Genomic DNA, 12,059 nt, shown 5'->3' with positions numbered 1-12,059 from the left:
ACCGGCGCTGACTGGAACGAAGAAAGCCAATGGGCATCGCCCGGGATGGGCTGAGCGTAGGAGCGGAGCGGCTGATCAAAGGTTCCGTGGGGACCTTCGCATGGCGCCAATGCAGCGGCTTCGAGCCACTCCCTCCTACCGGGCTTGCTTCGCAGGACTTAGTCCTGGCGGCTGGTCACTTCCAGCAGGTGGTAGCCGAACTGGGTCTTGACCGGACCCTGTACGGTGTTGACCGGGGCGCTGAAGACGACAGTATCGAATTCCTTGACCATCTGGCCTGGACCGAACGAGCCCAGGTCACCACCCTGGCGGCTGGACGGGCAGGTGGAATTGGCCTTGGCGATTTCACCGAAGTCAGCACCCGCTTCGATCTGGGCCTTGAGTTCGTTGCACTTATCTTCGCTGTTGACCAGGATGTGACGGGCGGTTGCACGTGCCATGGGGTACTGCTCCTTGGGAGGGTAAAGAGGCAAAGCCTAACGCACTTCAACCGGTTGTGTCTCGCAGGGTTCGGCCTGCCGCTCACCCAGACGTCGTGCCGCGTTGTGCAACAGCGTTTCGGTGGTGCTCCAGCCAAGGCAGCCATCGGTGATGGACACGCCGTATTTCAGCGCCCCTTTGCCGAGCGCCTGACAACCCTCGAACAGGTGCCCTTCGATCATCATGCCCACGATCGAGGCGTCGCCATTCAACCGCTGTTGCAACACCTCGTTGAACACAGCCGGTTGCCGGGCCGGGTCCTTGCCACTGTTGGCATGGCTGCAATCGACCATGATGCGCGCAGGCAGGCCCGCTTTGGCTAGCCCCTGGCGGGCCAAGGCGACGCTGTGGGCGTCGTAGTTCGGGCCCTGATGGCCACCGCGCAGCACCAGGTGAGTGTGCGCATTGCCCAGGGTTTCGACGATCGCAGGGTAGCCCTGGGCATCCATGCCGAAATGCCGATGGGCATGGGCAGCGCTGCGCATGGCGTCTGTCGCGATGGCCACGCCGCCATCGGTGCCGTTCTTGAAGCCCACCGGCAGCGCCAGCCCGCTGACCATTTCCCGATGAATCTGTGATTCGGTAGTACGGGCGCCGATGGCAGCCCAGGCCAGCACATCGTCGAAGTAGCCAGCAGCCATGGGTTGCAGCAATTCAGTCGCGACCGGCAGGCCCCGTTCGATCATGCCCAGCATCAGCCCCCGCGACAGGGCCAGGCCTGCGTGCATGTCGTCGCTGCCATCGAGGTGAGGATCGTAGGCCAGGCCCTTCCAGCCCACTGTCGTGCGCGGCTTTTCCACGTAGGCACGCATCACCAGCAGCAGGCGATCATCGACCTGGCGGCTCAACGCGGCCAGGCGATCGGCGTATTCCAGCGCCGAGCGCGGATCATGCAGCGAGCACGGCCCTACGATCACCAGCAGGCGGTGGTCGCGTCCTTCGAGAATGTCGCAAATGGCTTGGCGGTGCGCCTGGACTTGATGAGCGAGCGAGACAGAGAGCGGCATCTGCTGTTTGAGCAGGTGCGGACTGGGAAGACGGCGGCTGACAGCGGTATTGGCAGCTTGAGGTTGGGCTAGAGGCAGGGCGAGGCTGGATGCTTGCATGAGGGTTTTCCTTGGGCGGACGGCAGGCGCTATAGCCTGCGCGGTCGGCCCTATCGAGGTGTTCGACAGATCGGTGATTGGCTATTGGCTGAAGCAGTGCCACCTGTGCAGAACCGATCGGAGGCGGCAGGCTGGCCCGAGCGGACGTGGCTAAATCGCCAGGTGAAGGTGCCAGCTACGTAATAGGTGTCGTATTTCATGAATTTGTCCTCTGAATCGTTTGGGTGTAGGCCTGAAAAAACAAAACCCCCGGTCGGGAGGCCGACCGGGGGTTTGAGTATTCTCATGTTCGGCGGCCCCTCGAAGGTGGACGCCGTGTGGGTATCGGCGCCTAGTGGCTAAACCAATACCCGAAGTAATAGGAGGCAGGTGCATTTACGCACACGGTCACGGCCGATACTGGGCGCGAAGCGCGACCAGTGGCAGGGACGAGTGTGTGGATGGTTGCTTGCATGTTGCTCTCCAGTGAATGAGCCCGAGCTTACTTCACATTGCGCGGGCCATTCAATGGAAAAATGCTATGAACGTAATCGATGGGATGATTACGTTAGAGGGTCACGAGACCGTGATCTTAGTGACTGTCTTGATCTTCAGCTTGTCCACCGGTGGCACCTGCGCCGGAGCCTGTGGCTTCGCCGGTGCTGTTGGAGCCGCCTGCCGCACCGTCATGGGCACCTGCTGCGCCGGCGTTGCTGCTGTCATTGTCACGGCTGCTGCCTGGGGTATTCACGCTGCTGCCTTCACCTGCAGTCTTGCCGCCCATCTGGTCGGTTTTCGGGTGCATATCGGTGTTGGTAGTGTCAGTAGCGGCCTGACTGGTACCGGCCAGGGTGGCCAAGGCGAAAGCAACGGACAGCGAAAGGCTACGGATGCGAATCATGGCGAAGCTCCTGTGCATGGAATCTGTCATTGCTTTGGCAAAGACCTGCACAGGAGGTGCCCTGAGGGCGACGGATGGTCGTTAACGGTACGCTTACCTCAACAGGCCTCGCCATGATGCGATGGCTTGGGTTCGGCCGTTTCCATCGGAGGATGCTCCTGCGCAGCATGCATCAGGTCCTCGGTAACCCGCAGTTCAGCGCCGGTAGGCGAGAAGGTGGTGGAGGCGGTGAACGGGGCAGGGTGTTCCGCGGCCGGACGCTTGCCGCGCCGCCACAGGAAAAAGCCCACCATCAACAGGTTGACCACCGCAAAGGCCCAGAAAAGCCCGGCTTCGCCAAACTCGGTCATGACGGGCGAAATCGCCATCGGCGCCATCGCCGAGCCCAGCGAGTTGATCAGCAGCAGCCCTTGGATCATGGGCACCAGGGCATCGGATGGGGCACGGTCGGCCGCATGGCTGACCGCCACCGGGTACAGGGTGAACACCCCGCCGCCTAGCAGAAACAGCATCGCCGGTAGCAGGAACGCATCCGAGGGCAGGAATACGGTGACCAGCGCCAGCGCAGCGCACACCGCAGCCAGGGCAATCAGCACGTCCTGACGGTCCTTGCGGTCCGACCAACGCCCCACGGGGTATTGCAGCAGCATGGCCCCGAGGATAACCCAGGCCATCATATTGCCCACTTCGCCGACGTCCAGCCCGATACGTTGGAGGTACAGCGGCAGCAACGTGTAGATCCCGGCTATGGCCACGCCGGAACCAAAACATCCCACCAGCCCCGAGGGTGCCACGCCCAGCAGCTGCCGCGGCTTGAGCGGCTCGACCTGGTCCAGCAGTGGCGAGACCCGTGGCAGGATCACGATCGGCAACACCGACAGCGCGGTGAGCACACCCGCCAGCATGAAGGGCGCGGTCTCGCCCAGGCGGGTAATCTCGCCAAGCCCTGCCTGGGCCAGCACCCCGGCGCCATAGAAAGCGATCATGTACAAGGCCAGCAGGCGACCGCGGATCTTGGCGTCCCCGGCCAGCAGCAACCAGCTTTCGATCACCAGAAACACACCCACGGCCGCCCAGCCATTGATCAGGCGCAGCACCGACCACCAGGTCACGTCATAGAACAGGCCTTGCAGCAGGATGGTGACGCCGATCAGCGATGCAAAGCTGGTGTAGGCGCGAATATGGCCGATGCGCAGGATGAGCCGATCATTGAAGATGGCGCCCAGGGTCAGGCCGATGAAGTAGGTGGACGAGACGATGCCGATGGTGGTGGCAGACTCGCCAGCCTCGCCGAGTCGCAGGGTGGTCAGAGAAGACATGAAGCCGTTGCCCAGGGCAATGATGAACAGCCCGAGCAGCGGCGCCAGCGCCATGGCCAGCAAACGCGCAGACATAGGTACCTCAAGTTGGATATGCGAAGGTTGGCCTTTTCGAGCGCGCACGCCGATCGACCCGGATAGGGTAGAGGCTGCACGGATGCGACCTGGGCAAGACTCAACCGCTTGGCCATGCGAGAAGACGGCCGGGCGGGGAGGGTTGAGCCTATTTCACATGAGCGTTCATGGGGTCAGGCGCGGACTCGGTCTTGGTTGCCGGTTGCCACCGTTCAAGGCGACGGGCGAAAAGGAAGCGCGATTCTACGGGCTTGCAGGGTTTTGCCAAGGGTTGACTGCCTGCGGCGCGATGCCGCAGTCTCGGAAAGACATGCCAATGTCTTTCCCAGGCAAACCTCCCGCTCCCGCTCCCGCTCCCGCTCTTGCTCTTGCTGTTGCTTTGGCTTTTGCTTCTAAGCGCGCGGTAGTCCAGGCGCCGCAGATCGCGACTTCAGGAGGCCGAGCGCAGGGCTTGCGGAGGGAGGTGACAGGCATGGATGCCTGTCAAGCGCTGGGCCCCAGGATGGGGCCTACAGCGCGGTCCTCCCGGGAGCAAGACCGGAGTGAGGGAACCCCGAAGCGCAGCGTAGGGGCCGTATGAATGGAGCGCAGCGTTTTTTGGTTACTTTTTGTCGCGTTTGACAAAAAGTGACTCGCCGTAATGGCGAAAAGGTGACTAAGCGTCGCCATCGCAAATGGAATGTGCTCTTTTTCAATACCCACGCCAACGCAATCAAACTTGAAACTTGAAACTTGAAACTTGAAACTTGAAAGCGTGGGCGCGCACAGCAAGTTGGTATTCATTGGCGCGGGTGGCGCACAGTCACCTTTCCGCCCTTACGGCGGCTCACTTTTTGTCTTGTCAAAAAGTGAGCAAAAACCGCCTGCTCCTATCATCCGGCCCCTACGCTACGCTCCGGGGTTCCCTCGCTCCGGGCTTGCTCCCGGGAGGACCGCGCTGCAGGCCCCATCCTGGGGCCCAGCGCTTGACAGGCATCCATGCCTGTCACCTCCCTCCGCAAGACCTGCGTTCGGCCTTCTGAAGTCGCGAAGATCAAGATCAAGATCAAGATCAAGATCAACAACGTCTGTAGCGGGAATGATAACGTCTAAACTTGCCGCTATATGTATACCTTGTAGGAGCGGCCTTGTGCCGCGATGGCCGCGCAGCGGCCCGAGTTCATATCTTGCAATTCAAATACTGGGGCCGCTGCGCGGCCATCGCGGCACAAGGCCGCTCCTACACGAAGTAGTGGGTCGCTTCAGTATTAGAACGCAGTCACACCCTGATGAACGAGACTGATCTATAGAGTGTAGGGTAATACCCAAAGTCCATTCTCGCTAAAACGTGACCCGCCCAAAGGGCACACCACTGATCAATCCGCTAGCACCCAGATCCAACACAGGACCGCTGCTCCCCCGTATCGATGCTGACCACCACCGACATACCCGGCCGCAGCCGCGCAGCTTCTGGCTGCCCCGCATCCACCGTGATGCGCACCGGTATCCGCTGGGCGATCTTGACGAAGTTGCCGGTCGCGTTGTCCGCCTGAAGCAACGCAAACTCCGAACCCGTAGCAGGGGAGATCTGTTCGATGTGCCCGTACAGCTTCAAATGGTTCAAGGCATCCACCGTGAAACTGGCCGGCTGACCGATGCGCACGTCGGCCATCTGCGTTTCTTTCATATTGGCGATGATCCATAAGGTATCGGGCACCAGCGCCATCAGCTGGGCACCTGAGTTGACATAGGCGCCCAGGCGCGTGCCGATCTGCCCCAGCTGCCCGTCCCTGGGCGCAGTGACGCGGGTGTTGTCCAAGTCGATACGGGCCAGGGCCACGGCTGCCTTGGCGTTCTCGACCGCAGCCAGCAGCGCCGCGCGGTTGACGATCACCGACTCACGATCCTGCCGAGCGATCTCAAGCGCGGCCTTGGCCTGCGCAAGGCTCGCCGCCGCTGCCGCTTCGCTGGCGCGGGTAACATCCAGTTCGCGTCGTGATACTGACCCATCGCTCACCAGCGCCTGGTTACGCGACAGATCGGCCTTGGCTTTGGTCAACTGCGCGGCGGCGTCATTGATGGCAGCCTGGCGCTGGGCGATGGTCGCTTCGGCGCTCTTGCGCTGCTGGGCATTGTTGGCCAGTGCCGCCTCTTGTTGCTGCTGCTGGGCGATGGCCTGGGCCAGGCGCTGGGTGTAGATGCGGTCATCGAGCTTGACCAGCAACTGGCCTGCCTTGACGTGCTGGAAGTCCTGCACGGGCACCTCGACGATATAACCACTCAATTGCGGACCGATGATCGTGACCTGCCCGCGCACCATGGCGTTTTCGGTACTTTCGATGGCGCTGCTGAAAGGTGGCAGCCGCCACGCATAAAGCACCACCAGCACGCCGACCAGAGCGACACAACCGAATGTAATGGCAGACAGTATGCGCACCTTGCGGGTGCGTCCAGGTGAGGTCGGCTCGCTGGGTGGCGGGGTGCCTTCCGGCGCTTCGGCGATGGCGGTCGTGGTGGTGGTGCGGGATTCTTCGGTCATCGTGTCGGTGCGCCAAGGGATGGGTCGGTCAGGCGGGCCTGACGTTTGCTGTACCAGAGCCAGGTGCCGCGTATGCAGATCCAGATCATGGTGAGAATAGCGATAGCGCCAATGAGCATGAAGACATCGTTGTAGGCCAGCACATTGGCTTCTCGGGTGGCCGCGCTGGCCAGTTGGCGCATGCCCACTTCAGTACGCAGGGCAGGGTCGGCGATCAGGCGCCCGACGCTTGCACCACCACTTTGAACCCGGGCGGTGACCAGCGGTTCCACGCTGCCCAAGTGGTCCATGAGGTGACTTGAGTGAAATTTTTCCCGCCAGATCTGGAACGTGCCCAGCAGCGCTGCGCCGATCAGGCCACCGAGGTTGTTGCAGATGCCGAACAGCACCGAGAAGCTCACCAGGTTCTGCGGATTGGCCCGCACATGGCCGATGCCCAGGGCCATGGAGGGGCCCAGGAAGAACGTACTGCCGAACGCCAATAGAAACTGGCTCAAGTACATCTGCGCAGGGCGGGTCAGGTTGCTCGACCTGCTGTCCATGAAGGCCCCTATCGCCATGGCCAGCAGGGAGATCAGCAACGGTAGGATCAGGTGGTTGGGGTTGATGGTCAGGGCGCTGGTCGCCAGCCCGGCGACCGCGCCGAGCAGCATGATCCAGTACAGCGAACGCATCTGTTCGCTGGACATGTTGAGCATCTGCAGAAAGCCGACTGCGCCGGTGGATTGCTCGGAGGTGACCATACGGATGAGGATCACGCACAGCCCCAGGCGGATGATTGCGCCGCTGCCCAGCCACCGCGTCATCAGCAAGGGGTTCTCGCGGTTGTGCTCGATCGCCAGTCCACTGAGGATCAGGACGATCGAGCCTGCCAGCGCCATGCCGATCCATGGCGCATCCAGCCACCAGTCGATGCGACCAAGCGACAAGGCAGCGCAAAGCAGCGCCGTGCCGCTGGCCATCAGGGCGAAGGTAAGAAAATCCAAGGGCTCGAAGGTCTTGAAGCGGTCACCAGGTGGCAGTTTGAGCAGAAGTACGCAGCCCAGGGCTGTCAGCGCCAGCCCGAGTTCGAACAAGTAAAGCCCCCGCCATTCGGCGATCAGTAGCAGGTCTTCTGAAAATATCCGTGCCAGCGGCAAGGCCAGCTGGGAAGCACCAAGGCCCAGGACCATGGCCTTGAGCCGCCACTGCGCAGGAAAGGCCTGGATCATGTAGTACAGGCCGAGCGAGGTCAGCGCGGCGCCCACCATGCCGTGGGCGGCCCGCACGGCAATGGCCGAGTTGAGGTCGTTGACCAGCAGGTGGGCGAAGGTCACCAGGGCATAGAGCACCAGGAACACTTCGGTGAAGGCACGCAAGCCAAATTGCTGGCGAAACTTGACCAGCAACAGGTTCATGGACACGTTGGTCATCACATAGGCCGCTGGCAGCCAGGCCATTTCCGCCGTGGTCGCGCCCAGTGCACCTTGCAGAAACACAAGGTTTGCGGTCACCAGCGCGTTGCCCAGCCCGCCGGTGATGGCGACCAGCAAACCGACCAGGCCATAGGCCAGGCGCTTGGCTGGGCTGTGCAGGGGCGTGGACGGCGAACCTGGCAGGGTCGGTTTCTCGTGGGGTAACCACTGGCGGGGTGCGTACTTGTCCATGAACCAGCCTATCTAAGGTGTTGAAAGCGGCCGTTGCTTGGCCGCATGCGCTCGCGTCGATGTCATCCAGCGCCGCTACAAGGCCCGTGCCAGGAAGGGTGCTGTACGGCCGTGCTCAGTCGTGGCTACCTGTTCGGGCGTGCCGCTGGCGACCACCTTGCCGCCGGCATCGCCCGCACCAGGGCCGATGTCGATCACCCAATCGCACTGGGCGACCACGCGCATGTCGTGTTCGACCACCACCACGCTATGGCCGTTGTCCACCAGGCGGTTGAGCTGCACCAGCAAGCGGTCGACATCTTGTGGATGCAGGCCGTTGGTGGGCTCATCGAGCACATACAAGGTGGCGCCGCGCGCCTGGCGTTGCAGCTCGGTGGCCAGCTTGATCCGTTGCGCTTCGCCCCCTGACAACTCCGTTGCCGGCTGGCCCAGGCGCAGATAGCCCAAGCCTATGTCTTGCAGCACCTGAAGCGCACGCCGCGCCGGTGGCTGATCCTCAAACACGCCCAGCGCCTGTTCCACGGTCAGGTGCAGCACCTCGGCGATATTCATGCCACGCCAGACAACCGCGAGGGTCTCTGGATTGTAGCGGGCCCCGTGGCAGGTCGGGCAAGGCGCGAACACGCTTGGCATGAACAGCAACTCGACACTGACAAACCCTTCGCCTTCGCACGTAGGGCATCGGCCCTTGGCAACGTTGAAGGAGAAACGCCCGGCATCGAAACCCTGGGCCTTGGCCTGTTCGGTACTGGCGAACAATTTGCGCACATGATCGAACAGACCGGTGTAGGTGGCCAAGTTGGAGCGAGGCGTGCGGCCGATTGGTTTCTGGTCTACCTGCACCAGCCGCTTGATGTGCTCAAGGCCTGCGCTGACGCGGCCCGTGCTCACCTGCTCTGGCGCGTCTTCCAGGTCAGGCTCCTGGGCATCCTGTGAAGCCTCGACGTGGCCCAAATGTGCGCCCACCAATTCCAGCAGGGCCAGGCTGACTAGGCTCGATTTGCCGGAGCCCGAGATGCCGGTCACCGCCGTGAAGCAGCCCAGCGGGAACGCTGCGCTGAGGTTGTCGAGGTTGTTACGGGTTATGCCTTCCAGGTGTAGCCAGGCCTGGGGCTCGCGTAATGGGCGCGGTGTCTTGTCCAGTACCTGGAACAGATAGCGGGCCGTACACGATTGCTCGACCTGGGCCAGGCCAGCCGGCGGGCCGCTGTAGAGAACCTTACCCCCGTGCTCCCCGGCGGCCGGCCCCACGTCCACCAGCCAGTCCGCACGGCGCATGGTGTCCAGGTCGTGTTCGACCACGTACACCGAATTGCCTGCCTGCTTGAGGCGCTGCAGGGCTTCGAACAAGGCTTCACTGTCAGCGGGGTGCAGGCCGGCGGAAGGCTCGTCAACCACATAGACCACGCCAAAGAGCTGCGAATTGAGCTGCGTGGCCAGGCGCAGGCGTTGCAGCTCGCCCGAGGACAGGGTAGGAGTACTGCGCTCGAGCGCCAGGTAACCCAGGCCGAGCTCGAGCAGCGTGTCGATGCGCACCAGCAGCTCACTGGCGATGCGTTGCGCGGCCAGGCGTTTTTCAACGGTCAGGTCATCGTCCTGGGTCAGGTACTCGGCTGCCGCCACCTTGCGCAGTACCTCGGCCAGGGCCTGCAGGGGCAGTTGCGACAGCGCTGCGATGTCCAACCCTGCAAAGGTGACACTCAATGCCTCGGGCTTGAGCCGTTTGCCCTGACACGTGGGGCAAGGACTTGGGCGCATGTAGCGGGACACGCGCTTGCGCATCTGCGCGCTTTGCGAGTGCATGAAGGTATGCAGCACATAGCGCCGGGCGCCGGTGAACGTGCCTTGGTAGCTGGGCTCTGCCTTGCGCTTGAGGGCAGCGCGTGCCTGGGCAGGCGTAAGGCCCGCGTAGACCGGCACGGTGGGTGTTTCTTCGGTGTAGAGAATCCAGTCACGCTGCTTCTGGGGCAGATCGCGCCAGGGTACATCCACGTCATAGCCCAGGGTGACCAGAATGTCCCGCAGGTTCTGCCCTTGCCAGGCCATGGGCCAGGCAGCCACTGCCCGTTCCCGGATGCTCAGCGAGGGGTCGGGGACCATGGTCGCCTCGGTGACCTCGTAGACCCGGCCGAGCCCATGGCACGCGGGGCAGGCGCCTTGAGGCGTGTTGGCCGAGAAATCCTCGGCATACAGCATCGGCTGGTTGGCAGGGTACTGGCCTGCGCGCGAGTACAGCATGCGGATGGAGCTCGATAGCGTGGTGACACTGCCCACCGAAGACCGCGCACTCGGGCTGCCACGCTGTTGCTGCAGTGCCACCGCTGGCGGCAAGCCTTCGATGGCGTCCACGTCGGGCACACCCACTTGATCGATCAGGCGCCGAGCGTAAGGCGCCACCGATTCGAAATAGCGGCGCTGGGCCTCGGCATACAGTGTTGAGAAAGCCAAGGACGACTTGCCGGAACCCGACACGCCGGTAAACACAACCAATGCGTCGCGGGGTACATCGACATCGACATTCTTCAGGTTGTGCTCGCGCGCACCCCGTACACGAATGAAACCGCTGAAGGCGGGTGTGTCGCTTGGCATGTGGCTGTCCTTGCTTGGCAGTTGGGTCGGGAAGACATAGCAGGCAATCGATCACGTGTGTGGCCTGCGGTCGAATGGGGATCGCACGCTGTAGGACGCTTCAAGCGGCCAGGAGGTTCTACCGGGCAGCCTGCGAGCTGAGCGGAGCGTGGCCATCGACCTGGACGCACACCTGTCGGTCGCCCACCGTTTTGCAGGGCCAATGATCATTGATGTAAGCATCCGGGGTGAAACACACCCGGTCATCGTTGACCCAGAACATGTGGCCGCTCGATCCGGATAGACGCAATTGGGCGCACGGCCGATAGTCCTTGATCATGAGCGTTGCCGTGCTCGCTGCAATCATCACCGGGGCCGCGATGCATATCGCCATGAGCGTGACCTGGAAGGAGCGGAGCTGGAAACGGTCAAGCCTGGACCCCCGCGGCGGGTCGAACTTACGGCCGGTACATACGCCGATCATGGCGGCGAGGACCACGATGGGCGTCAACGGAATCACACCGATCATGAAGAACGCCTTGAACGAAGTCTCGACTACCGGGGCGTTGCGGTACAGGCGGCCAAAGACCGGCAGCACATCCACCCAGATGGCATACATCGCCAGGCTGCACACTGCGACCATGCCCAGTCCCAGCCCCAGCGCTACGCAGCGAAACAGAAGCGGGCTGCGCAGGTGAAGTTCAGCCTGCTGTTTCATCGCTTCCCGCCGGCGCCCTGTCCGTGCCCAATAACGCCCATAGGCGCGCATCTTCGAAGTTATCGATGACCAGGCGCGCACCTGCCTCGATCAAACGTTGTGGCGTCTGGGTGGTGGCAAGGCCGACTGTGAAGATCCCGGCAGCGCTGGCTGCCCGAACGCCCGGCAGCGAGTCTTCGAACGCCAACGCGTGGTCGGCATGGGCCTGCAGCCGCTGCAGGCCGGTCAGGTAGGGAAGCGGGTCGGGTTTGGGCTTGGCCAGTTCATCGGCAATCACCACGTGGTCGAACCTGTCGCTCAACTTCAGGCCTGCGAGCATGTGTTCGGCATTGAGCCGTGGGGCGTTGGTTACCACGCACATGCCTACGCCGTGGGTACTGGCGTGATCGAGCAGACGAATCAGCCCAGGCAGCGGCTCGAGCTTTGGCGACATTTCACGGAAAAGCGCTTCCTTGCGCTCGGCCAGTGCCTGGCACTGCGAGGCACTGGCGCCTTCGAACAACTCGGCGAACAGTTCGCCATTGGCCCGGCCACTGATTTGGGCATCGAACTGGTCCTGGCTCAATTCGCGGCCATCGTAATCATGCAGTAGCTGACGAAAAGCCTGTAAATGGAGGGTATCGGTGTCTGTGAGGGTGCCATCGAGGTCGAACAGCAAAGCATTGAACATCAGGATTTCCCAGTCAGGTACGGGGTGGCCAGACGATGATAACCAATGACGACGACGAAGGGGGCTGGTCAGCGTGCTC

Annotated in this window: 9 protein-coding genes; all 9 read right to left on the bottom strand. The window is 62.5% G+C overall.

The window, feature by feature from the left end:
* Nucleotides 1–158 precede the first annotated feature (158 nt).
* On the bottom strand, nt 159–440 hold the full coding sequence (locus tag CWR53_RS10940; protein ID WP_058604152.1) for a peptidylprolyl isomerase: 282 nt from the start codon (nt 438–440) through the stop codon (nt 159–161).
* Nucleotides 441–476: 36 nt separating this feature from the next.
* A complete protein-coding gene (locus tag CWR53_RS10935; RefSeq protein ID WP_100851504.1) occupies nt 477–1,586 on the bottom strand; it encodes a 3-deoxy-7-phosphoheptulonate synthase in 1,110 nt (369 codons plus the stop codon).
* A 571-nt stretch (nt 1,587–2,157) separates the two neighbouring features.
* Nucleotides 2,158–2,466 carry a hypothetical protein gene (locus tag CWR53_RS10930; RefSeq protein ID WP_027916365.1) on the bottom strand — a complete coding sequence of 103 codons (309 nt, stop codon included), beginning with the start codon at nt 2,464–2,466 and terminating at the stop codon, nt 2,158–2,160.
* A 98-nt stretch (nt 2,467–2,564) separates the two neighbouring features.
* Nucleotides 2,565–3,860, bottom strand: coding sequence for an MFS transporter (locus tag CWR53_RS10925; RefSeq protein ID WP_028687876.1), 1,296 nt, complete (start codon nt 3,858–3,860; stop codon nt 2,565–2,567).
* 1,363 nt (nt 3,861–5,223) lie between these two features.
* Nucleotides 5,224–6,378 (bottom strand): HlyD family secretion protein, encoded by a 1,155-nt coding sequence (locus CWR53_RS10915; RefSeq protein ID WP_058604657.1) that lies wholly within the window; start codon nt 6,376–6,378, stop codon nt 5,224–5,226.
* A complete protein-coding gene (locus tag CWR53_RS10910) occupies nt 6,375–8,024 on the bottom strand; it encodes an MFS transporter (RefSeq protein WP_100851503.1) in 1,650 nt (549 codons plus the stop codon). Before CWR53_RS10910 ends, CWR53_RS10915 begins: the two co-directional genes overlap by 4 nt.
* A gap of 75 nt (nt 8,025–8,099) precedes the next feature.
* Nucleotides 8,100–10,613: an excinuclease ABC subunit UvrA gene (gene uvrA, locus CWR53_RS10905; protein WP_100851502.1), complete on the bottom strand. Its 2,514-nt coding sequence runs from the start codon at nt 10,611–10,613 to the stop codon at nt 8,100–8,102.
* A 118-nt stretch (nt 10,614–10,731) separates the two neighbouring features.
* Nucleotides 10,732–11,310, bottom strand: coding sequence for a hypothetical protein (locus CWR53_RS10900; protein WP_100851501.1), 579 nt, complete (start codon nt 11,308–11,310; stop codon nt 10,732–10,734).
* The gene (locus CWR53_RS10895; RefSeq protein WP_100851500.1) at nt 11,294–11,980 is read right to left on the bottom strand and encodes an HAD family phosphatase; all 687 of its coding nucleotides are present in this window, start codon (nt 11,978–11,980) and stop codon (nt 11,294–11,296) included. The genes CWR53_RS10900 and CWR53_RS10895 overlap by 17 nt, the downstream gene beginning before the upstream one ends.
* Nucleotides 11,981–12,059 lie beyond the last annotated feature (79 nt).

The organism is Pseudomonas sp. SGAir0191, from assembly GCF_002812565.2.
Taxonomy (GTDB): domain Bacteria; phylum Pseudomonadota; class Gammaproteobacteria; order Pseudomonadales; family Pseudomonadaceae; genus Aquipseudomonas; species Aquipseudomonas parafulva_B.
The sequence above is the reverse complement of the archived record's forward strand: the minus strand, read 5'-3'. Positions and strand labels throughout refer to the sequence as shown.